This is a genomic window from Mycobacterium sp. UM_CSW (assembly GCF_000455205.1).
Lineage (GTDB): Bacteria > Actinomycetota > Actinomycetes > Mycobacteriales > Mycobacteriaceae > Mycobacterium.
This window is the reverse complement of sequence record NZ_AUWQ01000006.1, coordinates 12,080-33,876: the sequence shown is the minus strand read 5'-3', so window position 1 is coordinate 33,876 and position 21,797 is coordinate 12,080. Positions and strand designations below refer to the sequence as shown.

Sequence of the window (21,797 nt, the reverse complement as noted above, 5' to 3'; positions counted from 1 at the left end):
AATATTGCGCCCTATGAGCCGGGGCGAAGCTGTGTTTGGATCAGCGCATGGAAGGTTCGGCGACTGTTCACATGGCGGCGCCCGCGGACAAGATCTGGGATCTCATTGCGGAGGTTCGCAACACGGGACGGTTCTCCCCGGAGGTGTTCGAGGCGGAGTGGCTGGGCGACGCGACCGGCCCCGCGCTCGGCGCCCAGTTTCGCGGCCATGTCAAGCGAAACGAGATGGGACCGGTCTACTGGACGACGTGCAAGGTCACCGCATGCGAGCCCGGCCGCGAATTCGGGTTCGCGGTAATGCTCGGCGACCGGGCCGTGAACAACTGGCACTACCGGTTGGCGCCCAGCGGCGGCGGCACCGACGTGACCGAGTCGTTTCGGCTCAATCCCGCGCCGTGGCTGGGCATCTACTGGTTGTTGGGCGGATTCCTGCGCAGGCGACGCAACATCCGCGATATGACCAAGACCCTCAACCGGATCAAAGACGTGGTCGAGGCGGGCTGACTCGGCGTGAAATCGGTCTTCATCACCGGCGCGGGCAGCGGCATGGGCCGCGAGGGAACGAAGCTTTTCCACGCCAACGGCTGGCGCGTCGGAGCGGTGGACCGCAACGAGGCCGGCCTGACGACGCTGCGGGGAGAGCTGGGTGATGACCGGCTGTGGACGCGTGCCGTCGACGTCACGGATAAGGCCGCGTTCGAGGCTGCGCTGGCCGACTTCTGCGCCGGCAACCCCGACGGCGGGCTCGACATGATGTGGAACAACGCCGGCATCGGCGAATCGGGCTGGTTCGAGGACGTGCCGTACGAGGCCGCGATGCGCGTCGTCGAGGTGAACTACAAGGCGGTGCTGACCGGCGCTTACGTCGCGCTGCCCTACCTGAAGAAGCGCCCCGGCAGCCTGATGTTCTCGACGTCGTCGTCCGCGGGCACCTACGGGATGCCGCGCATAGCGGTCTACTCGTCGACCAAGCACGCGGTCAAAGGGTTGACCGAGGCACTCAGCGTGGAATGGCAACGGCACGGGGTGCGCGTGGCCGACGTGTTGCCGGGTCTGATCGACACCGCCATCCTCACCACGACCACCAACCACTCGGACGACGGCGGGCGGGCGATGTCCGGCGAGGACGTCCGCGCCAGTGCGCCGAAGAAGGGCATGATGCGGCTGATGCCGGCGAGCAGCGTCGCGGAGGCGGCCTGGCAGGCCTATCACAACCCGAAGCGGCTGCATTGGTACGTGCCCAAGAGTATTCGCGTGATTGACCTGCTCAAGGGTCTGAGTCCGGAGTTGGTGCGGGGCCGCATCGTCAAGGCCCTGCCGGCGCTGATGCCGAAGCAGCAGTGAGGGGGATGGCAGGGTGCGAAACCGTTGGATCGCAGCCGTTTTGGTGCTGATCGCGGGGGCCGGTGTGGCGGGTTGCGGGCAGCCGCAGACGGTGCCCCGCAAAGCCGCCCGGGTGACCGTCGGGGGCGCCACCCAGACGACGCGTCCTGCCGCGTGCCACCAGACCCAGTCCTATCGGACCCTCGACATCGCCGATCACGATGCGCATGTCGAGGCGGTGGTGATGCTCAGCGGCTACCGGGCCATCCCGCAGTGGGTGAAGATCCGCAACTTCGGCGGGTTCACCGGTAGCTTCTGGCAGGGCGGGGTCGGAGACGCGCACGCCGACCTCACCAACAACGCCTACACCATCACCGGCAGCGCATACGGCATCAGCAGCAGCGACCCCAACAAGACGGTGACCACCGACTTCAAGATCATCGCCGAGTGCTGAGCGGGCACGCGAATTCCGCCTAGGCTGGGTCCAGACCACCCGAGGCTATGGAGGCCCCGTGAAGGAGAGATTGCACTGGCTCGTGATGCACGGGTTCATCCGGGGCGTCGCGGCGATCGGCATGCGGCGGGGCGACCTTCAGTCCAGGTTGATCGCCGACCCGACGATCGCCAACGACCCGGTTCCGTTTTACGAGCAACTGCGCGCCCAGGGGCCGCTGGTGAAGGGCCGGGTGAACTACCTGACCACCGACCATGCCCTTGCCCACGAGCTGCTGCGGTCCGACGACTTCCGCGTGGTGAACATGGGCTCGAACCTGCCGGCGCCGCTGCGTTGGGTGGAACGCCGCACCAACGACGACGATCTCCTGCATCCGCTGCGCGCGCCGTCGTTGCTGGCCGTCGAGCCGCCGGACCACACGCGCTACCGCAAGACGGTGTCGGCCGTGTTCACGCCCAGGGCGGTCGCCGCACTGCGCGACAACGTCGAGCACACCGCGACCGACCTGTTGGATCGGCTGACCGGCGAGCCCGGGGTGGTCGACATCGTCGGGCGATACTGCTCGCAGCTCCCCGTCGCGATCATCAGCGACATCTTGGGAGTCCCCGAGCGAGACCGGCCCCGGGTCCTGGAATTCGGCGAACTCGCCGCGCCGAGCCTGGACATCGGCCTGCCCTGGTGGCAATACCGCACCGTGCAGAAGGGGATCGTCGGGTTCAACGCCTGGCTCGCCGATCACCTGCGCGAGCTGCGGCGCGCCCCCAGTGACAACCTGATGAGCCAGCTGATCCAAACCGCCGAAAGTGGCTCCGCCGAAACGCATCTCGACCCCGACGAACTTCAGGGCATCGCCGGCCTGGTGTTGGCCGCGGGCTTCGAGACCACGGTGAACCTGCTGGGCAACGGAATCCGGATGCTGCTGGACACACCCGAGCATCTGGACACGTTGCGTCGCCGACCCGAGTTGTGGCCCAACGCAGTTGAGGAGATCCTGCGCCTCGACTCGCCGGTGCAGCTCACCGCGCGGGTGGCGCTGCGCGACGTCGACGTGGCCGGCATGCGGATCAAACGCGACGAGTTGGTGGTGATATACCTGGCCGCCGCCAACCGGGATCCGTCAGTGTTCCCCGACCCCGACCGCTTCGACATCGAAAGACCAAATGCCGGAAGGCATCTCGCGTTCTCCGGGGGACGCCACTTCTGCCTGGGGGCCGCGCTGGCGCGTGCCGAGGGGGAAGTCGGGCTGCGGACGTTCTTCGACCGTTTTCCGGAAGTGCGGGCGGCCGGCACCGGAAGTCGGCGGGACACGCGGGTGCTGCGCGGTTGGTCGACGCTGCCGGTGGTCCTTGGGCCGGCACGGTCGATGGCGCAGGTGGACGCCTAGTGGCGATCGCAAGCGCGGCGAAGCCGGGCGCTGCGGGTCGCCACGATTCGAGCAGTGGGCTAGCGGCGGCGCCGCCGCCGCCGGCCGGGCCAGCTCCTGTTGCCGGAACAGGCCGCGATGAGCGTGGTGGGGGCCGCCGTCACGGCGACGAGCGTCAGCCTTCGGATGGCTTCGCGCCGGGTCAGCAGGCCGTCGACCGGATCGGCCCCGATCTCCTCGGAGGTATCGCGCTGCGATGTCACGACGCAAGTATGCGGCAAAGCCGCAGCCAACAGCGGGATTTGTGCACGGTTGGTCCACCGGTTAGGGGTCCTCGCCCGCGAGGCCGCTTCGCCAGCGAAGCGCACCCGACGCGACGATGATCACCGCGGGCAACGTGCCGGCCGCGAAAATGCCGAACTGCCAAGCCCATCCGATCGCCTTGTTGCGGAAGTCCTCGTCGTGGGCGACCTCGGCGCCGGTGGGTGTCCTGGCGACGCAGCCATGGGTCTTGGCCCACCAGTCGTTGCGCACCAATTCGTAGCCGTGGGTGTTCACCCAGTCATGGCAATCCTCGCTGGTCCCCCAGAACCCGCGGGCGAGCGCCCCGCCCGCGCCGGCCAGCATTCCGACCAGCGCGATCCCGATCAGCACCTTGGCCCGCGTGCTCATCGAGCGGCGGCTCATTGTCCGGCCAGGTAGCGGCCGAACCAATCGAGCAGCCGCTGCCACGCGTCGGGCGCGGCGGTGGCGTTGTAGCGCGGACCGGTGTCGTTGAGGAAGGCATGGTCCGCGCCGGGCTCGACGACGATCTCGTTGACCAACCCGGCGCGGTCGAGCGCGGCTTTCGCGGCGGCCTGTGTCCCGGTGACCCGCGCGTCCAGAGCTCCGTAGATCGCCAGCACGGCGGCCCTGGATCCGGCGAAGTCCGGGTTGGCCGGCAACGGCCCGTAGAACGGGACCGCGGCCGACACCCCCGGCACGCCGGAGGCCAGCAGTTGCCACACCAATCCCCCACCGAAGCAGAACCCCACCACGCCAACCTTCTGGCCGGGGGCGCGCCGCTTCAGTTCCGCGACACCGGAATTCAGGTCGCGGGTGAACCGTTCCGGGGGGATGCCGCCCAACGCTGCGGTGGCCTGCGCCGGGTCCTGGAAGGCGGCGGTGCCGCCCTCCTCCGACAACAGGTCGATGGCGAGCGCCGAATAGCCGGCCCCGGCGAGCCGCCCGGCCACCGAGCGCACCCAGTCGGTCAGGCCCTTGTTCTCGTGAATGACCAGGACGCACCCCTTGGAATCGGCGGCCTGGGCCCACGCCCCCTGCAGCTGCCCCTCGGGCCCGGCCCAGGTGATCGGCGTGGTCGGCCGCGTGTTGGCCGCGCCGGGTGGTTGCGCTGAGCCGGTTGAACTTTCGGGCGCGGACCTGGGCGCTCCCGCAGGGTTTTTCGCGGAGCAGGCCGAGATGAGCTCGCCGGCGGCCGCGGTCCCAAGACCGAGCAGGGCCAGGCGCCGCAGGGTTTCGCGGCGGGTCACCAGGCCGTCGACGTGGTCGGTCGCGATCTCCTCCGCTAAGTAGCGGCGCAGCGTGGTCACCCTGGCGAGTATGCCCAAAGCCGATGGTTGACACGTGTCCGGTAACCCGGTTTATTTGCCGCTATGACGGAAGTTTCTGAGGCCGCGGTCCAGGACGTCGTGGTCGGGATGTGGCAGGCACTGTCGCGGCGAGACTGGGATGCGGTCAAGACGTTCCTGAGCGACGACTGTCTCTACGTCGACATGCCGGTGCCCGCGTTGGCGGCGCGCGGCCCGGACGACATCGTGAAACGGCTCAAGATCGGGCTCGAGCCGCTGGCGGGCTACGAGAACCACGACGGCGTGCTGGTGTCCAACGGCTCCGACGTCATCTACGAGCATTCGGAGACTTGGACTTTCGCGTCGGGCGAGCGGGGCGTGCTCAGGTTCGTCACCGTCCACAAGGTCGAGGACGGCAAGATCACCGTGTGGAAGGACTACTGGGACATGCAAAGCCTGGTCGGCTTCGCACCACCCAACCACTTCGAGAACTTGGCGAGCGCCGACACCAGCTGGGTTTTCGACGCGTCCGCCTGGGTCTGAGGACCGCGCCGCCGCGCGCTACTTGAAGAAGTTGCTCAGGCCAAAGAAGCCCGCGATTAGATTGCCGGTGTTCAACAGGCCCGACACCTGACCGGATATGCCCGGGTTCAGGGCGCTCGGGACGCCGGCGTTGAAGAAGCCCGAGACGAAGGCATTCACGGTGCTGCCGTAGGCCCTGTTTCCAAATCCCGACATGAAGCCGTCGGCTGTGGTGCCGCCACTAGCCGTGTTGCCAAAGCCCGAAACGTCGAAGCCGGTGTTGCCGAAGCCCGATGTGGTCTGGCCGCTGTCACCGGTCAGCCCGAGGCCGGTGTTGACGTTGCCCGAATTCCAGATGCCCGTGTTGACGTTGCCCGAATTCCCCCATCCGGTGTTCGTGGTGCCCGAGTTCCAGAAACCCGTGTTGCCGCCCGTGTCCAGGGTGCCGCCCGCGTTACCGAAGCCGGTGTCCAACTGACCTGAGTTGAAGAACCCGGTGTTCAGCGCTCCCGAGTTGGCGAATCCGAAGTTGGCCGTGCCCGAGTTCCCAAACCCGACGTTCCCCACGCCAGAGTTCCCGATGCCGAAGTTGCCATGGGCGCCCGGCACATTGACGGCGGCGTTGAGGATGCCGATGTTGCCGTTACCGGAGTTGAAGAAACCAATATTGCCGGTACCGGAGTTCCCGATGCCGATGTTGCCGCTGCCCGAGTTCAGCCCGCCGAGGTGGAACTGGCCGGTCACGTAGTTGTAGTAGGTATCGCCCACGCCGATCTCGTTGTCGCCGGTGAGCCCGAGGCCGATGTTGGCGTTGCCAGTGTTGCCGGCGCCCGTGTTGCCGAAGCCGTTGTTCCCGGCGCCGACGTTGGAGTTGCCGTTGTTTCCGATTCCCCAGTTGGCGTTGCCGGTGTTCCCAAACCCTATGTTGCTCAACGGGCTACCCGGTGGCGTTGTGAAGTCGGAGTTGGTGTTCCCGAAGCCGACGTTGAGGCTGCCGGTGTTGCCGCTGCCGAAGTTGAGGTTGCCGGTGTTTCCGCTGCCGACGTTGCCAACGCTGGGGTGCAGAGCGTTGCCGTTCCCGCCGCCGATGTTCCTGTCGCCGGTGTTCCCGGTGCCGAGGTTGGAGTTGCCGGTGTTTCCGTTGCCCACATTGTTGGTGCCCCGGTTACCCAGACCCAGGTCGAAGGTTGGGGCGGCAGCCACCAGGCCTTGCTGCAGCGCCTGCAACGGCGCGGCATTCGTCGCCTCGGCCATGGCGTAGGTGATCCCGGACCCGTTCAGGGCCTGCGCGAACTGGGCGTGGAACGCCGCCGCCTGGGCGCTCACTGTCTGAAAGCCCTGGCCGTGGGCGGAGAACAGCGCCGCTATGGCCGCCGACACCTCATCCTCGGCCGCTGCCAGCACCCCGCTAGTGGGGGCAGCGGCCGTCGCGTTGGCGGCGGTGAGGGCCGAACCGATGTTGGACAGATCCGTTGCCGCCGACGCGAGAAACTCCGGGGCCGCCACCAGATAGGACATCGTTGTGCTCCTGCTCGATATCAACAATCCCCCCGGCGGACGGCACTTTATCGCCGTCGCACCCGGGCAGTGGGCGTTTCAACCAAACATTCACCCCGGCGTCAGGACCTAGACGGCTGTTGCGGTTTGCATTGGGACAGGCGGAGCCGCTGAAGCGGCCCGTCGTCGAAAATGGTTACCGCACGTAAGGATTCGTCATCGGAGGCCGGTCGCGCCCGCGGCCGCCGTGGGATGGCACCCGTCAAAGGTGCTCCATGAGGCGGGACATCAGCTCGTCCTCGAGAAAACGGCGCTCATGCAGCGGGTAGGTCCGCGGCTCGGGCAGCTCGACGTGAATGTGCCCGATCGCCGCGATTACCGCCGCGCCCGGCCAGTGGTGATGGGGCCCGGCGTCCGACGCCGGAGATTCGGATTGCGCGTGGAATTTGGGCAGTAAGTGCAGCATGGCGGATGCCTTCGGGTCGTGGCTGGCTCCTACCAGTAGTCAAGCCTATTCAACACATGTTAGACAAGCATGATGGCGCCGGCAACGCCGATCGCCGAGGGAGAATGAACCCGACCTCGATCGGAAGGGGTGCGCAGATCCGATGATCACCCGGCGGTGGAACGAGTCCGATGAGGCCAAGAGCAGCTACGTCAAGGAGCTGTTTTCCGCGCTGGCTTCGCGCTACAACGTGATGACCGATCTGTGGACCCTCGGCCTTCATCGCTTGTGGAAGCGACAAGCCATGGAGCTGTGTGCCCTGCGGCCGGGCGAACGGGTGCTGGACGTCGCGACCGGGACCGGTGACCTGGCCTTCCTGGAGGAGGCGGCCGTCGGGCCGGAGGGCAAGGTCGTCGGGGTCGACTCCTGCGCGGCGATGCTTGCGGTCGCGCGGGGCCGACACCTCGGCGGCGTCGAATTTGAAGAGGCAGACGCCATGGACCTGCCGTTCCCGGACGCGTCGTTCGACGTGGTCACGATCAGCTTCGGGCTGCGCAACGTCGCGGACCGCGGCCGGGCGCTGCGCGAATTCCGGCGCGTCCTGCGGCCGGGCGGCCGGTTGATGGTCCTCGACTTCAGCAAGCCGAACTCGAAGGTGCTGACGCTCCTGCACGACGCGCTCTACTTCGCGCTGATGCCGGCGCTGGGCTGGGCCGTGGCCTGGCACCGCGACGCCCATCACTACACATCCGATTCGATCCGCACCTGGCTGTCCCGGGAGGGGCTGGCCAAGGCAATGCGGGAATCGGGCTTCGTCGACGCCCGCTACGTCTCACTCAGCAGCGGGTTCGCAACCGTCCACTTCGGTGTGCGCGAAGCCCTCCTGACCGAGCTAACAGCAACGGCGGCAACGGATTCGGCCTAGCGCTGCAGGGCCTCCTTGATCAACAGTGTTGCCGAGCGTTTGAGCACATCGCGCTCCCGGGTCAGGTCGGCGACCCCCTTGCGCAGCGCGATGAGCTCCTCGCGCTCGCTCAACGGCGACGGCGCGTCCGGCGTCAACATGTCGAAGCCCCGCCACTGCGCCCGCGCGCGCTCGGTTGTGCCCTTCTCCCCTCCCGCCTGGGCCTGCCCGCGGGCGTTGGAGGCACCGGCGCCGTTCCGTGGCGCGTTGACGATGCTGCCGATCGGACCGATCGCGGGCATCCCGCCCAGCGCATCGGTCGCCCCGGCCTGCGGCGCCGAGGCGGCACCCGCCACCGGCAATGCGCTTGCGGCCAACCGGATCTCGGGGGCTGCGCTGCCCCAGGACTGCGGCACCGAAAGTCCGCCCACCGAGGCCGCCCGGCCTGCCGACGCGCCGGCGCCGCCCACGGAGCCCGCCAGGGTCGACCCCGTGCCCGCGGGCACCCCGGAGACGTCGGAGGCCGCAACCGCCGGCGCCGCGGGCGCCGACAAAACCAATGCCGATTGGATCCACGGGTTTTCAAACGGCGCCACCAGGAACGAGACTCCCGAGGCAAGAAAGGCTCCCGTGCTGAAGAGGTTTTGATAACCCGAGGTACCAAACATCAGGGCTTCGAAAGCCTGGACCGGAGCGCTGTTCAACAGATCCAGCAGCCACTGCGACGGCCCACCCGCGGCGAGCCCTTGCAGCGCGTTGGGCACCGCATTCAGCAGCTGCGACAGCGTCGACTGGATCGACGCGCCCGGCGTGCCTGACGCCTGACCGACCGCGGCGGCCTGGGCGGCGATCCCGCCCGGATCGGTGTTCTGTGCCGGCGCGCTGAACGGCGTCAGGGTCGTCGCCGACGCCGAGGCGCCGGCGTACCCGTACATGGCGGCGGCATCTTGAGCCCACATCTCGATGTACTGGGCTTCGGTGGCCGCGATGGCGGGAGTGTTTTGGCCGAAGATGTTGGTGGCCACCAACGTCATGAGCAACGCCCGGTTGGCCGCGATCACCGGCGGTGGCACCGTGGCGGCGAACGCCGCCTCGTACGCCGCGGCCGCCGAGCGGGCCTGGTTGGCGGTCGCTTCGGCCTGTGCGGCGGTGGTATTCATCCACTGCACAAATGGAAATGCCGCCGCGGCCATCGACCCCGAGGCCGCGCCCAACCACTGTCCGCCGGTGAGCGCCAAGACGGCCGCCTGGTACCCACTCACCGCCGAGCCCAGTTCGGCCGCGAGCCCGTCCCAGGCCGACGCGGCGGCCACCAAGGGGCCCGAACCCGCTCCCATATACATCCGCCCGGAATTGATCTCCGGCGGCAACGCCCCGAAATCAAAAATGCTCATGGCCGGATCGCCTCCTTGATCAAGCGGGCCACCGCATCTCGCTCCATCGCGAGGTCGGCCATCTCCTGGCGCAACTCGTTGAGTTCGAGGCGTTCGCGTTCACCCAACTCGGCTTCTGCATCTCGCCGGGCCGGCGTCGTGCGCGAATCCGATTGGCTCGCCAGCAGACTCCCGCCCGTCGCGATCTCCGGGATCACCTTGCGGCGGCCGCGGGAGGTGGAAGGGCCTTCCCCAACCCGGGGCGCGTTGACGACGCTGCCGATCGGGGGAATGCCGCCGAACCAGCCGGGCGGCCCGACCGCCTCCGCTTGGGGTAACGCGTCCGGCCCGGCCATCGGCAATCCCCTTGCGGCGAGCCGGATTTCGGGTGCCGCGCTGCCCCAGGACTGCGGCACCACGAGGTCGCCGACCGAAGCTGCCCGGCCCAGGGCCGCCGATACGTCGGCGCCGCGCACCGAGTCCGCCAGGGTAGACGTCGCCCCCGCGGTCACCCTGGACACTTCCGACGCCGCCAGGCCCGCCGGCACCGCACCCGCCGTCGGCACCACCGGTGCCAACCCGGGAAACGCCGCCGAGATCAGCGGGGCAACAAAGTAGATCGCGTCGACAGCCAAGAACGAGCCGCTGTTGCCGATGCTGTTGACGGGCATACTCACCGCGGTGCTGAAGGTGTTGAGAGCGCCGCCCAGAGGGCTGTTCAACAGGTCGATCAGCCACGTTACCGGGTCGAACGACGGTGATCCCGCGGCGAGGCTTCTCAGTGCGCTTGGCACCGCCGACAGGGCGGACAGCGGCTGTGACGTCGTTGCTTGCGCCGACGACGCCGCCGCAGCGACGGACTGGGCGCTCTCCCCGGCGGGGTTGGTGTTCGGCGCCGGTGTGCTGAACGGTGGCAAGGCCGTTGCCGTCGCTGCGGCGCCCGCGTAGCCGTACATGGCGGCCGCGTCTTGAGCCCACATGTCGCCGTAATCAGCTTCGGCCGCCGCGATCGCCGCGGTGTTCTGGCCGAAGACGTTGGTGGCCACCAACGTCATGAGCAACGCCCGGTTGGCCGCGACCACCGCGGGCGGCACCGTGGCGGCGAACGCCGCCTCGTACGCCGCGGCAGCCGATCGGGCCTGGTTGGCGGTCGCTTCGGCCTGTGCGGCGGTGGTATTCATCCATTGCGCGTAGGGGAAGGCCGCCTCGGCCATCGACACCGACGACGCGCCCAACCAGCGCCCGCCGGTGAGCTCCAGGATCGTCGCCTGATACGAGCTCGCCGCCGAACTCATCGCCGCCGCCAAACCGTCCCAGGCCGACGCGGCCACCATCAACGGGCCTGAACCCGCTCCCATATACATCCGACCGGAGTTGACCTCCGGCGGCAACGCCCCGAAATTCACGAGTATTACCTCCTCGCTAACTGGCCCCGCGGGTAAGCATGGCGCTATTCGGCCCGGAACGATAGAAATCGAGACGACGATGCGGAGGGCGGCTTGTCACGGGCGGAGTACGAACGGATGCGGGCAGCGCATCTGAATGCGGTGCGCGCTGCCCTGGAAGACCACATCGCGCGGCTGGACTGGTCCCGTCAGCGCATCGAGCGCTACCAGGAATTGCGGCTGCGATCCCTGCTCGCCTTCGCCCGCGAACGCTCACCGTTTCACGCGCGGCGGCTGCGCAGGATCGACCCGTCGCGCGCCTCGGTCGCCGATCTGGCGTCGCTTCCGATGATGACCAAGCGGGACGCCCAGGAACAGTGGGACAGCATCGTCACGACACCCGGCCTCGACCGAGGCCGCGCCGAACGCATTCTCGCTGAGCAGCAATGGTTTTCGTACACCGCGGGCAACGAGCAGGTCTTCAGCTCAGGCGGGTCCAGCGGCGTGCGGGGCGTTTACGTATGGGATTGGCAGTTCTTCATCTCCGCGGCGTGTCTGGCGTGGCGCACCCAGGCGCGCGAAGAGCAACGCGGCGAGACGATTTCGCGCGGCACGCGGCTCGCGGTGCTGGAGGCCGGCGTTCCGCCGCATGCCAGCACGCCGCTGTTCGACGTGCCGACCGGCCCGGGCATGGAGACCGTCGTGATCGCCGCCGGCGGCCCGTTCGAGGAGGTGCTTGCCGCGGTGGCCGCCGCGCGCCCCACCCACCTGGTGGGCTACCCGTCCGTGATCGGGCGGCTCGCCCGCGCCGCGATCACCGGCGAGCTTCGCATCGAGCCGGTGCGCGTCAGCACCAACTCCGAGCCGTTGCTCGACGAGGACCGGCGGGCGATCCGCGAGGCGTGGGGCGCGCCGATCCACAACCTCTGGGGCTCAACGGAAATCGGGGTGCAAGCGGTCGGCTGCGCCCGCGGCCAGGGGCTGCACGTCTGCGAGGACGAGGTCGTCCTGGAGCGGGTCGACGACGACGGCAGGCCGGTGGGGCCCGACCAGCCGGCCGCACGCACGCTCGCCACCGGACTCGCCAACCGGACGTTCCCCTTCATCCGGTATGACCTCGGCGACCAGGTCACGCCACTGCCGGGTGAGTGCGCCTGCGGCAGCGCGTTCGCTCGGGTTGCCGACATCGGCGGACGCCGCGACGACGACTTCCGTTACGGTGCAACGACGATCCCGGCGATCGCGTTTCGTCACGTCCTGGGCACCGATCCGCGGATATCCGAATACCAGGTCACCCAGACCGCGGCCGGGGCCGACATCGTGGTCGTCGGGGACCCGGACAGAGAGGCGCTGAGTTCCGCGCTGGTTGCCGCGCTGAGACGCTACGGGTTGCCCGAGCCGGCTATCACGATCCGGGCCGCCGACACCCTGCAGCGCCATCAGGGCAGCGCGAAGCTGCGGCGATTCATACCGCTCTAGCGCTGCTGCGACGACGGCGCCGAAAAGCCCTTACCCCAAGTTCGACTGGCCGCGACTCGAGCGCAGCTGCGGCTGTTCAGCGGCCTGTTCCCTGGCATAGCACAGCATCCGCTCGCTCAAGTGGATCAGCGGGTCCTCGTGCCCGCTCGGCATCGTGTAGGCCAACCGGCGCAACTCGATGGCGAACTCACCTAGGCGCTGGCTCAGGGACGCGACAGACATAAGACGGCTACTACAAGTGGTGTGGTGCGGGACAACATCGCCCCCAAACCTCCCCATTGGTTCCTGATCTTGATTGCGACGCGGCCCGACTCGTCAATGAAAGCGTAGTTGCCACTGCAGCGTACTCACAATGGCAATTGTGAAAACTCCCGTCATCAGTTTCCGCCCGGCTACGTCTCGGCCAGGCGCTTGAGGCACTTCAGGGTTTCGGACAGGTTGCGGCCGACCTGACGTACGGCGATCCGGTCGGCGATGTAGCCGAGCAGGCCGCCGGGCGCCTGGTAGGACAGCCGGAACGTCACCTTGGTCTTGCCGTCGGCGGCGTCGCGCAGCCGGATGCGCCCACGCAGGTTGACCCCGGTGATCCCCACCCACGCGACGTCGCGCCGGTCGTCGAACTCGACGATCTCGATCAGGCCGCCGACCGGCACCGAGCCGATCTTCCAGTGCACGGTGTAGCGCGCACCGAGGCCGCGTTCGATGTCGTTCGACGACTCCCACCGCTCCAGGCTGGTCATGAACGACGGGTAGCAGTCCGGATCGCTGACGATCTTCCAGACCGCGTCGCGGTCGGTGTTGATCACACAGCGGCGTTCGACGCGCATCAGCCGATCACCGGGAATCGACGCTCGGCGGCCAGGCGTTCGACGCCGCCCTGCAGGCTGGCCATCACCTTGTCGTGCACGGCCTCGTCGTCACCGTCGACCTCGATCGGGTGCTGCACCTCGATGACGATCTTCGTCGGCAGCGGAATGTGGCCCGCGAGGTCGCTGATGTTGAGGCCCCATGGCAGGGCCAGCGATATCGGGATGCTCTTGAGCCGCAGCAACTTGTCGGCCATCAGCAGCTTGGCCAGCCACTGTCCGCGGTTGAGGAACAGCGCGCTCTCCTGGCCGCCGACGCTGGCGACGGGCACGATCGGCACGCCGGCCTCCCGGGCCAGCCGCACGTAGCCCTTGCGCCCGCCGAAATCGACCTTGTGGCGCTCCCATGACGGGCGGAACACCTCGTAGTCCCCGCCGGGATAGACCAGCAGCGCCGCGCCGGAATCCAATGCCAGGCGGGCGTTTTCGGGATTGGCGGCGACGGTGCCGAACTTGCGTAACCAGCCCAGCGGGGGCGCGGAGACGACGAGGTTGTGCGCCAACTGATAGAAGGGCCGCTCGACGCCGAAGTACGAGCAGAACGCGAGCGTGAACACGAAGGTGTCCGGGGGCACGTTGCCGCCGCTGTGGTTGCCGACCAGGAGCACCGGCCCGTCCGCCGGGATGCGGTCCAAGCCCCGCACGTCGGCCCGAAAGTACAGCGACGCCAGCAGCCAGGTCCCCGGAAGCTGGTCGCGGATGTAGTCGGGGTCGCGCTGATCGAGGTCGGCTTTGGGAACCCGCGACACCACCTGGTTGCGGGCCCACCCCAAGACGTCCCCCATGGTCGCCATTACGGCGGTGTACCCCGGTGTCGCCGGGCGTCAAACGCGGTAGATGCGGGCGGCGTTGTCGCGGGCGATCAGGTCGACCACTCGGATCGCCTCGTCGCGGCTCCAGTCACCATCGGCGACGAATCCGCTCAGCACGCGATGAATGCCCTTGCGCCACAAAGCCGCACCGAGGAAGTGCAGTTCCGCGGGGCCGTAGCCGTCCGACGAGTACAGGATGCGTCGGAACGGCGCCATTTCCAGCAGCCGGGCGAGGAACGACGGTGACCGCGCACCCAGGTAGTTCACGCTCAGCCCGCCGTCGACGTAGACGTTGTTGAAGGCCTGCGCCAGGTAGCCGGCCTCACGCTCGTAGGGATAGCAGTGCAACAGCACGATCGGCGTGGCTGCGGATTGCCGCAGGAAATCGAGCAGCAATAACGGATTGGCCTGGTGCAGGTCGCAGTCCCGGTCGCCGAAGCCGACGTGGAATTGCAGGGGCTTGCCGAGCCGCAACGCCTGGTGCAGCCCGAATCGCAGCAGCACCGGATCGGTCAGCCGGGTGCCGCCGCTGTCGCGCCAGCGGGCCGCGGCCTCGGCGACCTGGGCCGCGGACGGTTCGCTCAGGTCGCCGCCGAACCCGCCGCGGTAGGCCAGGATGGACTTGGTGCCGACGGCGGTGGCCGCCCGCCGGTGCAGGATCTCCTCGAAGGCCGAGGCGTAGTCGCCCGGCGCCTGCGCGGCCTGCTCGGCCACCTGCTCGAGCCGGACGACCTCGTGCGCGCGGTTGCCCGACCACTCGGCCATCTCGGCGGTGCCGGCCGTGTTCCCGGCGCCGATTCCGGTGTCGACGAGCCAGTCGCTCACGTTGGCGGCCGGCAGGAACAGCCTCGCCAGCTCGGCTTCGGTGTGCTGCCGACGTCGTTCCCAGTAGGCCTGCGGGTCAACGTGTTTGGGCAGCCCGAGGATGGGGGCGCAGTGGGCACGCACCGCGAAGCCGAGCTGGGAGTCGAAGCCGGAGTCGACGAGCGGTTCGATGTTCGCCTCGTTGAGGGCGTTCTCGAACCGTCCCCGATCCCCCGCCGCCAACCAGGACCCGTGGACGTGCTGGTCGATCAGCGCCACCTGATCGATGTGCTCCGCCAAGGCGTTCACAGGCTCCAGGCCATCCGGAACTTGTCTGTCAGCTGCTCGGCGTCGAGGTCGCCGTAGCGCTCATGCTCGAGGCTGCGGACCGCGACCACCATGTCGACCGCGGCGTCGCCCAGGATGCCCCGCAGCAGGGCCGAACCATCAAGCGCGGCAATGGCTTCCGGCTGTGCTTCCGGTAGAAGCACGATACCGGCGTCGGCGCGTTCCGACTCGGACAGCTTGGCCGGGTCCACGGTAATCTCCGGCGGCAACGGCGCCTGGCGCTTGATCCCGTCGAGCGCCAGGCCGAGGATCGCCGCCGTCGCCAGGTAGGGGTTGGCCGACGGATCGACGATCTTGACCTCGACGTTGGCGCCGCGCGGGCTCGCGGACCCACCCTTGATGAACCGCACCGCCGCCTCCCGGTTCTCGGTCCCCCAGCACGCGTACGCGCCGGCCCAGTTCCCGGGCCGCATCCGCAGGCCGGACACGATGGATCCGCAGAGAATGCCCTGGGCTTCGGGCAAGCCACCGATCACCCCCGCGACGGCGCTCTCCCCCGCCGCCGTCATGCCCGCTCGTCCGGGCCCGTCGGAAAACAGCGGCCCGTCCGGGCCGGTCAAGGAAAAGTGTTGGTGCGCACCGGATCCGACGCTGCCGGCGAACGGCGCCGGTGACATGCTGACGCGCAGCCCCTGACGGCGCGCGGCCCGGCCGATGATGAGCCGGGTCACCGCCAGCTGATCGGCGGCGGCCACCGGCGCCAGCGGCGACAAGGAGATCTCGAACTGGTTGGCGCCGTACTCCGGATGGAACTGCTCGATGCCGACACCGGCCGTCGTCGCCGCCGCGTTGACGTCGCGAATGAAGGCCTCGTGTTCGAGCACGCCGGCCAGGCCGTATTGCGCCCACAGCGCGGCGGGCAGCCGGCCGCCGTCGGGTTCGACCAGGAGGAACTCGATCTCGTGCCCCACGATCGCCTGCAGGCCGGCTTCTGCGAGCGCGGCCTCGATCCGGCCCAGCGTGCCCCGGGCGCACGCCGGCACGGGTGTGCCGTCCTGCTCGAAGAACGAGGCGGGCGCCCAGGCCAGCCCGTCGCCGACGATCCGCATGGCCGACAGGTCGATGCGCAGCCGCTGATCGCCGACCACCCCGACGTCGTCGGTGAACGCGATGCCGCTCTGGTCGATCGTGAAGCCGTGCCAGGAGGGGCTGGCGCCCAGGCCGGGATCGGCGAAGGTGTTGGTGCGCCGGATCGGGACGGTCTTGGCGTGCGTGAGACCGGCGGGGTTCACGACGCTGCCGATGACCGTGTCGACGCCTTCCCCCTCCAGCTGTGCGATCGCGGCGGCGGCGAGCGGGGTGGCTGTCATGGCAGCCATTGTGGCAACTCGCTCAGTTCTGGCGCGGGATCAACTCGGTGGCGAAGCGATCAAGGAAGTCCTCGAGCGGCGCCTTGCCCGCCGGCCGGATGACGAATTTGGTCAGCCCGGCGTCGACGTAGCCGTCGAGTTGGCGGTGCAGTTGGTCCCAGTCGGCGGCGATCAGCTCGCCGGGATCGAGTTCGGGGCGCCGCCGCCGGGCCGCCGCCGCCAGCTCCGGGGACAACTCGCCGTCCGCGACGGCCAGCGAGATGCCGTAGTGGTCGGGCTCGATGCGCCGGCCGGCTTCCGCGGCGGCCCGCTCGATCGCCTCGCGTCCCGCGCGCGCCTCGGCCGGGGTGAGGAAGCTGCCCAGCCACCCGTCGGCCAGCGCGCCGATGCGCCGAAACGCCGCCGGCGCCGAGCCGCCGAGCCAGATGTCCAGCGGCGGCACCGGCCGCGGGGCGACGGCGGCCCCGCTCACGGTGAAATACCGGCCGTTATAGGTGGCGGCGTCGTCGACCAGCGCCGCGCGCAGCACCCGCAGCGCCTCGTCGAACACGGCCGCGCGTTCGCCGTCGGGGACCACGAACACCTCCCGCTCGGCCGGAATCGCCGAACGCAGTCCGAAGACGGGCAGGACGCGCTTGGGCGCGACGGCCGCCAGCGACGCCAGCTGCTTGGCCACCAACACCGGGTGCCGCCCCGGCAGCACGGCCACCGACGTGCCCACCTTCAACCGGGTCGTGCGGGCCAGCGCGTAGGCCATGCCGACCACCGGATCGACCGCCGGGGAGTAGACCAGCTCGGAGAACCACAGCGAGTCGACCCCGCTGCTCTCCAAATGATCGACGATGCCTGCGAGCCGGTCCGGGGCGGTGTCCAGTCCCAGCCCCACGCCGAAGCGAATCTTCACAGGTATCGCAACAGGCTTGCGTGCCGGTTTGTGCCCGCCAAACTTAACTGGCTGCGACGGTCCCCGGCGTGTCGTCGCAGACGTTGCAGTGTCGCGGCGGCTACGCGCGGCTGGGCAGGGTCAGCTTGCAGGCCTGGCCGATGTCGAGGGTGCGGAGCATCCGGCCCATGCCCACCCACAGGGCGCAGGACATGGCGAGGTCGGCGAGCAGCTCCTCGGTGAAGTGCTCGTTGGCGCGGGCCCAGAAGTCCTCGTCGTCGCGCAACTTGGTGTGCTCGGTGCCGAAGCGGTGCGCGAACTCCGCGGCCAGTCGCTCCTGCTCGCTGTACCCCGGCCAGGTACGCCACTCGAGCGCATGCTCGTACAGCTCCTCGTCCACGCCGGCGGCGGGGCCGTCCGCGTCGCGGGTGTTCATGCACACGGTGCATTCGTTGTCGTGGGCGATGACGGTCCGGGCCAGCTCGCGGGTGCGCATTGGCAGCCGGTTCTTGGTGTAGACCGCCTGGCTGAAGTTGGCGATCGCGCCGCCGAGGTCCGGAGACTTCGCGGCCCAGCCATAGATGTCGTCGTCGGCGAACGTTCCGATTCGGCTCATGGCGTGATGGTACGCCCAGCCCCCTGGCCTAGCGCGTTCATGGCTACCGTCGGCGTCTCGTTGTCCCAATCGCGTTGGGCCAGAACTCGATGCGCGACGCGTCCGAGCGCGGCCTGCACCTGTCGCCGGTCGGGCCGGCCCTCGAACCCGGGCGAGCGTTCCAGCTTGTCGACCAGCCAGGCCACCAGCAGCGAGTGCACGTATTCGACCTGCTGCGCCCCGGCCGGGGTCAGCCACAATTCGTCGCCCTCGCCGCGCGCGTAACCGGTGGCGACCAGGCGGGAGAAGGTGGGCTCCAGCACCTCGAACGGGATCCGCAGGTAGTCGGCCATGTCGGTGAGCCGGGCGACGCCGTACATCTGCCCGTAGCGGTTGATGCGCAGGACGCCCCACAACCCGGCGACGTCGAGCCGGCAATCGGGTCGCATTGCGATGCTGCGCAGTCGCATGCCCGGAACGCCCCGCAGCAGGCGGCCGATCGCGGCCTCCAGCATGTCGTCGGGCGTCTGGCTGGTCGGCATGGCGAACGCCTCGCCGATGTCGCCCCGCTTGTTGCCGATGCCGCGCAACGGCACCTGGCGCAGAAACATCGCTACGACGAAGCCGACCAGCGCGACCGGGACCGCCCACAGGAACACCTGGGTGAGTGAGTCGGCGTAGGCCCGCACTATGGGCGCGGCCATGTCGTGGGGCAGCCGGTGCAGGGCCTCCGGCGAAGCGGCCGCGGCGGCCGGGGCGCGCGCGGCGGCCAGGGCGGGACCGATCCGGCCGTGCAGGAAGTTGGTGAACAGCGAACCGAATATCGCTGCGCCGAAGGAACTTCCGATCGTCCGGAAGAAAGTCACGCCGGAGGTGGCGACCCCGAGGTCGTCGAAGCTGGAGGTGTTCTGCACGATGAGGACCAGCGTCTGCATGCACATCCCGATCCCCGCCCCGAGGATGACCAGGAACAGCGACTGCAGCCACGCCGACGTCGACGGCTCCATTCGGGACATCAGGAAGAACGCGAACGCCATCACCGCGGTGCCGGCGACGGGAAAGACCTTGTATTTGCCCGTGCGCCCGACCAGGATGCCGCTGCCCATCGAGGTGGTCAGCATTCCCACCACCATCGGCAGCGTGCGCAGGCCCGACGTGGTGGCGGAGACACCGTCGACGAACTGCATGTAGGTGGGCAGGAACGTCAGGGCGCCCAGCATCGCGAACCCGACCACGAAGGACAGCACACAGCACACCGTGAACACCGGGCTGGCGAACAGCCGCGTCGGCAGGATGGGCGCGGCGACACGGCTTTCCACCCAGACGAAGATCGCGAGGGCCACGGCGGAGCCGGCGAACAGCCCGATGATCGTCGCCGAGCCCCATGGATATGTGGTGCCGCCCCAGCTGGTGGCCAGCGTCAGCCCCGAGGCGCCCAGACCGACGAAGACGATCCCGACGTAGTCGATGACTGGTTTGCTGCGTTCGGACAGCGCCGGGATGGCGGCGGCCGCCACGAAGAAGACCACGATCGAGATCGGCACGTTGATCCAGAAGGCCCAGCGCCAGCTGAGGTGGTCGGTGAAGTACCCGCCGAGCAATGGGCCGATCACCGTTGTCACGCCGAACACCGCGCCCATCGCGCCCTGGTAGCGGCCACGATCCCGCAGCGGGATCACCTCGCCGATCAACGCCATGGCGGTCACCATGAGCCCGCCGCCACCGATGCCCTGCAGCGCGCGCGCCGCGACCAGCATGCCCATCGAGGTCGAGAGCCCGCAGAGCACCGACCCGGTGACGAAGAACACCACGGCCGCCTGGAAAACCCGCTTGCGGCCGAACAGGTCTCCGAACTTGCCGACGAGGGCGGTCATGATGGTCGAGGCCAGCAGGTAGCTGGTGACGACCCACGATTGATGGCCCGCTCCGCCAAGATTGGCGACGATGGTCGGCAGCGCGGTCGCGACGATGGTCTGGTCCAGTGCCGCCATGAGCATGCCGAGCAGGACCGCGATGAAGATGAAATTCCGCCGCTGCGGATTGACCGCGACTTCCCCGGGCGTGGACTGGTCAGCCTGGCGGGCCGGAACCGCCGCCGGTGTCGTGCTCGTCATGCCTGCCTTCCCTGGGCGTTCGATGCCTATGAGTGCCCAGGGTTAACCGATGGCAACCAAGCGTTGCCTCGACGGGCTCAGCTCGGTGGCCGCGACACGCACTGCGCCGAGTACAGCTCCTCGCCGAGCTTTTCCATCAACTCCAGCTGCGTTTCCAGGTAGTCGATGTGCTTTTCCTCGTCGGCCACGATCTTCTCCAGCAGGATGGCGCTGGTGCTGTCCTGTTTTTCCCGACACATGATGATTCCGGGCTTGAGCCGCTCCATCACCTCGTATTCGATGGCCAGGTCGGCCTCGAACTGCTCGCGCAGCGTCTGGCCGACGCGCAGCGAGAAGAGGCGCTGGTAGTTCGGCAAGCCGTCGAGCAGCAGGATGCGATCGGTGATCTCCTCCGCGTGCCGCATCTCGTCGAACGACTCTTCGCGGGTCTTCTCGGCCAGCTCGGTGAAGCCCCAGTTGTCCTGCATCTTGGAGTGCAGGAAGTACTGGTTGATCGCGGTGAGTTCGCTGGTCAGCTGCTCGTTGAGCAGGCGCAGAACGTCCGGATCACCTTGCATGGTCACTCCTAGCGTCGGAGGGCTGTCACGTCTCGCCGCGGCGGCGGGCTGGGCTGAAACACCGGGCGCTAGCAGCACTTTGCCATGCCGAATTGGAATCTTCCAGGAAGGTATGGCTGTGCTCAGTGTGTCGCGTGAGTCACGGAGACGGGGTTAGGCGTCGCTAACCTACTTAGGGTAGACTTCACTAACATGCGGCTTGTTCGCTCGGCTTACGCCCGCGCCCGAGGGGTGCGCTGATGTACGTGTGCCTGTGCGTGGGAGCCACCAACCAGACCGTCTCCGACGTCGTCGCGCGCGGCGCCTCGACGTCCAAAGAGGTCGCCGAGGCGTGCGGCGCCGGGGGCGACTGCGGACGGTGCCGGCGCACCCTGCGCGCGATCATCGCCGCGTCGCGCCAATTCGAGCCCGCTCAGTAGCCGGTTAGCGCTTGTTGAAGTCCGCCAGCGCCGCGGCGTTGGCCTGGGCGCCCATCAGCTCGGCGAAGTGAGCGTTCTCGCGCGCGCTCGCCGCGGCGATCTCGGGGCGGACGGGTTCCATCATCGTGTGCTTGACGGCCATCAGGCTCGAAATGGGCCGGGCCGCAAGGACTTCGGCGTAACGACGGGCTGTGGGTAATAGCCGGCCCGGGTCGCAGACCCGCCAGACCAGACCCATCCGCAACGCCTCCGCGGCGTCGACCCACTCCGAGGACATCAACAGCCACGCGGCGTTTTGCCGGCCCACCAGCTGCGGCAGCAGGTAGGACGAGGCCGCCTCGGGGGCCACGCCCAGGCTGGTGAAGGGGCACTTCAGCCGCGCCGTCGAGGACATGAAGGCGAGGTCTGCGAACCCGAGGATGGTCGCGCCGATCCCCACGCCGACGCCATTGACGGCGCAGATCAGCGGCTTGGGGAACGCGGCGAGCGCGTCGATCAGGCCGGGGAAGCCGTGCTTTCCGGGGGTGAAGCCCGGATCGGTGATGCGGGCCTGCATCTCGGCGAGGTCGGTGCCCGCGCTGAACCCGCGGCCCGCGCCGGTCAGCAGGACGACGGCGACCTCAGGATCGTCGGCGGCCGCCAGCAATGCCTCCGCCGTCGCGTCGTAGAGGGCTTCGTTGAACGCGTTGAGCGCCTCGGGCCGGTTCAGCGTGAGGGTCCGCACCCGGTTCATGTCGTCGATCTGCAGCGTCACGGCTGCAGCCTAGCGGGTGG

Annotated in this window: 25 protein-coding genes; 8 read left to right on the top strand and 17 right to left on the bottom strand. The window is 68.6% G+C overall.

The features are described 5' to 3' along the window. Positions 1-29 precede the first annotated feature (29 nt). The 4 genes from N415_RS03090 to N415_RS03075 are packed head-to-tail and all read left to right on the top strand — an operon-like array spanning position 30 to position 3,160. Positions 30-503 (top strand): SRPBCC family protein, encoded by a 474-nt coding sequence (locus N415_RS03090; RefSeq protein ID WP_193376394.1) that lies wholly within the window; start codon positions 30-32, stop codon positions 501-503. Positions 504-509: 6 nt separating this feature from the next. After that, positions 510-1,343, top strand: a complete 834-nt coding sequence (locus N415_RS03085; RefSeq protein ID WP_068177122.1) for an SDR family oxidoreductase — start codon at positions 510-512, stop codon at positions 1,341-1,343. A gap of 13 nt (positions 1,344-1,356) precedes the next feature. After that, on the top strand, positions 1,357-1,776 hold the full coding sequence (locus tag N415_RS03080; RefSeq protein WP_068177119.1) for a lipoprotein LpqH: 420 nt from the start codon (positions 1,357-1,359) through the stop codon (positions 1,774-1,776). Positions 1,777-1,834: 58 nt separating this feature from the next. Beyond that, entirely contained in the window at positions 1,835-3,160 is a 1,326-nt protein-coding gene (locus N415_RS03075; RefSeq protein ID WP_068177117.1) for a cytochrome P450, read from the top strand. A 59-nt stretch (positions 3,161-3,219) separates the two neighbouring features. Here N415_RS03075 and N415_RS03070 read toward each other — a convergent pair whose 3' ends face one another. The 3 genes from N415_RS03070 to N415_RS03060 all read right to left on the bottom strand — a co-directional run bounded on the left by N415_RS03070 (position 3,220) and on the right by N415_RS03060 (position 4,731). Next, positions 3,220-3,402 (bottom strand): hypothetical protein, encoded by a 183-nt coding sequence (locus tag N415_RS03070; protein WP_068107652.1) that lies wholly within the window; start codon positions 3,400-3,402, stop codon positions 3,220-3,222. A gap of 61 nt (positions 3,403-3,463) precedes the next feature. Continuing rightward, positions 3,464-3,811 carry a hypothetical protein gene (locus N415_RS03065; protein ID WP_152531221.1) on the bottom strand — a complete coding sequence of 116 codons (348 nt, stop codon included), beginning with the start codon at positions 3,809-3,811 and terminating at the stop codon, positions 3,464-3,466. A gap of 11 nt (positions 3,812-3,822) precedes the next feature. After that, positions 3,823-4,731: a dienelactone hydrolase family protein gene (locus N415_RS03060; protein ID WP_068177113.1), complete on the bottom strand. Its 909-nt coding sequence runs from the start codon at positions 4,729-4,731 to the stop codon at positions 3,823-3,825. A gap of 63 nt (positions 4,732-4,794) precedes the next feature. Here N415_RS03060 and N415_RS03055 point away from each other — a divergent pair, with 63 nt between their 5' ends. Beyond that, positions 4,795-5,253 (top strand): limonene-1,2-epoxide hydrolase family protein, encoded by a 459-nt coding sequence (locus N415_RS03055; protein WP_068177111.1) that lies wholly within the window; start codon positions 4,795-4,797, stop codon positions 5,251-5,253. Positions 5,254-5,271: 18 nt separating this feature from the next. On the opposite strand, the gene N415_RS03050 is transcribed toward N415_RS03055, so the two are convergent. Both N415_RS03050 and N415_RS03045 read right to left on the bottom strand, forming a co-directional pair. Beyond that, positions 5,272-6,750, bottom strand: coding sequence for a PE family protein (locus tag N415_RS03050; protein WP_068177109.1), 1,479 nt, complete (start codon positions 6,748-6,750; stop codon positions 5,272-5,274). A 241-nt stretch (positions 6,751-6,991) separates the two neighbouring features. Then, positions 6,992-7,195 carry a hypothetical protein gene (locus tag N415_RS03045; protein ID WP_068177107.1) on the bottom strand — a complete coding sequence of 68 codons (204 nt, stop codon included), beginning with the start codon at positions 7,193-7,195 and terminating at the stop codon, positions 6,992-6,994. 142 nt (positions 7,196-7,337) lie between these two features. Here N415_RS03045 and N415_RS03040 point away from each other — a divergent pair, with 142 nt between their 5' ends. Continuing rightward, positions 7,338-8,099: a ubiquinone/menaquinone biosynthesis methyltransferase gene (locus N415_RS03040; RefSeq protein WP_068177104.1), complete on the top strand. Its 762-nt coding sequence runs from the start codon at positions 7,338-7,340 to the stop codon at positions 8,097-8,099. Here the strand turns inward: N415_RS03040 and N415_RS03035 are convergent. Then, a complete protein-coding gene (locus tag N415_RS03035) occupies positions 8,096-9,472 on the bottom strand; it encodes a PPE family protein (protein ID WP_068177101.1) in 1,377 nt (458 codons plus the stop codon). The two genes, N415_RS03040 and N415_RS03035, sit on opposite strands and share 4 nt — an antisense overlap. Next, positions 9,469-10,857 carry a PPE family protein gene (locus N415_RS33175; RefSeq protein ID WP_152531220.1) on the bottom strand — a complete coding sequence of 463 codons (1,389 nt, stop codon included), beginning with the start codon at positions 10,855-10,857 and terminating at the stop codon, positions 9,469-9,471. Before N415_RS33175 ends, N415_RS03035 begins: the two co-directional genes overlap by 4 nt. A 117-nt stretch (positions 10,858-10,974) precedes the next feature. Between N415_RS33175 and N415_RS03025 the strand changes: the two genes are divergently transcribed. After that, entirely contained in the window at positions 10,975-12,315 is a 1,341-nt protein-coding gene (locus N415_RS03025; RefSeq protein WP_068177134.1) for a phenylacetate--CoA ligase family protein, read from the top strand. A 30-nt stretch (positions 12,316-12,345) separates the two neighbouring features. Here N415_RS03025 and N415_RS03020 read toward each other — a convergent pair whose 3' ends face one another. The 9 genes from N415_RS03020 to bfr all read right to left on the bottom strand — a co-directional run bounded on the left by N415_RS03020 (position 12,346) and on the right by bfr (position 20,604). Next, positions 12,346-12,537 carry a hypothetical protein gene (locus tag N415_RS03020; RefSeq protein WP_068177097.1) on the bottom strand — a complete coding sequence of 64 codons (192 nt, stop codon included), beginning with the start codon at positions 12,535-12,537 and terminating at the stop codon, positions 12,346-12,348. A 170-nt stretch (positions 12,538-12,707) separates the two neighbouring features. Then, the gene (locus tag N415_RS03015; RefSeq protein WP_068177095.1) at positions 12,708-13,142 is read right to left on the bottom strand and encodes an SRPBCC family protein; all 435 of its coding nucleotides are present in this window, start codon (positions 13,140-13,142) and stop codon (positions 12,708-12,710) included. Next, entirely contained in the window at positions 13,142-13,975 is an 834-nt protein-coding gene (locus tag N415_RS03010) for a lysophospholipid acyltransferase family protein (RefSeq protein WP_068177093.1), read from the bottom strand. The genes N415_RS03015 and N415_RS03010 overlap by 1 nt, the downstream gene beginning before the upstream one ends. A 30-nt stretch (positions 13,976-14,005) precedes the next feature. After that, positions 14,006-15,106, bottom strand: a complete 1,101-nt coding sequence (locus N415_RS03005) for an amidohydrolase family protein (RefSeq protein ID WP_068177091.1) — start codon at positions 15,104-15,106, stop codon at positions 14,006-14,008. After that, positions 15,103-16,455: a glutamine synthetase family protein gene (locus N415_RS03000; RefSeq protein WP_068177089.1), complete on the bottom strand. Its 1,353-nt coding sequence runs from the start codon at positions 16,453-16,455 to the stop codon at positions 15,103-15,105. Before N415_RS03000 ends, N415_RS03005 begins: the two co-directional genes overlap by 4 nt. A gap of 22 nt (positions 16,456-16,477) precedes the next feature. Next, positions 16,478-17,359: a TIGR03854 family LLM class F420-dependent oxidoreductase gene (locus N415_RS02995; RefSeq protein ID WP_068177087.1), complete on the bottom strand. Its 882-nt coding sequence runs from the start codon at positions 17,357-17,359 to the stop codon at positions 16,478-16,480. A gap of 100 nt (positions 17,360-17,459) precedes the next feature. Further along, positions 17,460-17,954 (bottom strand): carboxymuconolactone decarboxylase family protein, encoded by a 495-nt coding sequence (locus N415_RS02990; protein WP_067154583.1) that lies wholly within the window; start codon positions 17,952-17,954, stop codon positions 17,460-17,462. Further along, on the bottom strand, positions 17,951-20,047 hold the full coding sequence (locus tag N415_RS02985) for an MDR family MFS transporter (protein ID WP_068177085.1): 2,097 nt from the start codon (positions 20,045-20,047) through the stop codon (positions 17,951-17,953). Before N415_RS02985 ends, N415_RS02990 begins: the two co-directional genes overlap by 4 nt. Before the next feature lie 77 nt (positions 20,048-20,124). Beyond that, positions 20,125-20,604: a bacterioferritin gene (gene bfr, locus N415_RS02980; RefSeq protein WP_067154673.1), complete on the bottom strand. Its 480-nt coding sequence runs from the start codon at positions 20,602-20,604 to the stop codon at positions 20,125-20,127. Positions 20,605-20,843: 239 nt separating this feature from the next. Between bfr and N415_RS02975 the strand changes: the two genes are divergently transcribed. Beyond that, on the top strand, positions 20,844-21,023 hold the full coding sequence (locus N415_RS02975) for a (2Fe-2S)-binding protein (RefSeq protein ID WP_067154578.1): 180 nt from the start codon (positions 20,844-20,846) through the stop codon (positions 21,021-21,023). 4 nt (positions 21,024-21,027) lie between these two features. Here the strand turns inward: N415_RS02975 and N415_RS02970 are convergent, their stop codons facing one another. Next, positions 21,028-21,777: an enoyl-CoA hydratase-related protein gene (locus tag N415_RS02970; protein ID WP_068177083.1), complete on the bottom strand. Its 750-nt coding sequence runs from the start codon at positions 21,775-21,777 to the stop codon at positions 21,028-21,030. Positions 21,778-21,797: the final 20 nt, after the last annotated feature.

What these genes read in the sequence shown, in the direction of transcription:
- N415_RS03015 (WP_068177095.1), bottom strand. Translation starts at nt 13,142, where the DNA reads ATGCGCGTCGAACGCCGCTGTGTGATCAACACCGACCGCGACGCGGTC.
- N415_RS03045 (WP_068177107.1), bottom strand. Translation starts at nt 7,195, where the DNA reads ATGCTGCACTTACTGCCCAAATTCCACGCGCAATCCGAATCTCCGGCG.
- bfr (WP_067154673.1), bottom strand. Translation starts at nt 20,604, where the DNA reads ATGCAAGGTGATCCGGACGTTCTGCGCCTGCTCAACGAGCAGCTGACC.
- N415_RS02990 (WP_067154583.1), bottom strand. Translation starts at nt 17,954, where the DNA reads ATGAGCCGAATCGGAACGTTCGCCGACGACGACATCTATGGCTGGGCC.
- N415_RS03055 (WP_068177111.1), top strand. Translation starts at nt 4,795, where the DNA reads ATGACGGAAGTTTCTGAGGCCGCGGTCCAGGACGTCGTGGTCGGGATG.
- N415_RS03065 (WP_152531221.1), bottom strand. Translation starts at nt 3,811, where the DNA reads ATGAGCACGCGGGCCAAGGTGCTGATCGGGATCGCGCTGGTCGGAATG.
- N415_RS03035 (WP_068177101.1), bottom strand. Translation starts at nt 9,472, where the DNA reads ATGAGCATTTTTGATTTCGGGGCGTTGCCGCCGGAGATCAATTCCGGG.
- N415_RS03050 (WP_068177109.1), bottom strand. Translation starts at nt 6,750, where the DNA reads ATGTCCTATCTGGTGGCGGCCCCGGAGTTTCTCGCGTCGGCGGCAACG.
- N415_RS03010 (WP_068177093.1), bottom strand. Translation starts at nt 13,975, where the DNA reads ATGGCGACCATGGGGGACGTCTTGGGGTGGGCCCGCAACCAGGTGGTG.
- N415_RS02985 (WP_068177085.1), bottom strand. Translation starts at nt 20,047, where the DNA reads ATGACGAGCACGACACCGGCGGCGGTTCCGGCCCGCCAGGCTGACCAG.
- N415_RS03000 (WP_068177089.1), bottom strand. Translation starts at nt 16,455, where the DNA reads ATGACAGCCACCCCGCTCGCCGCCGCCGCGATCGCACAGCTGGAGGGG.
- N415_RS03020 (WP_068177097.1), bottom strand. Translation starts at nt 12,537, where the DNA reads ATGTCTGTCGCGTCCCTGAGCCAGCGCCTAGGTGAGTTCGCCATCGAG.
- N415_RS02975 (WP_067154578.1), top strand. Translation starts at nt 20,844, where the DNA reads ATGTACGTGTGCCTGTGCGTGGGAGCCACCAACCAGACCGTCTCCGAC.
- N415_RS03025 (WP_068177134.1), top strand. Translation starts at nt 10,975, where the DNA reads ATGCGGGCAGCGCATCTGAATGCGGTGCGCGCTGCCCTGGAAGACCAC.
- N415_RS03040 (WP_068177104.1), top strand. Translation starts at nt 7,338, where the DNA reads ATGATCACCCGGCGGTGGAACGAGTCCGATGAGGCCAAGAGCAGCTAC.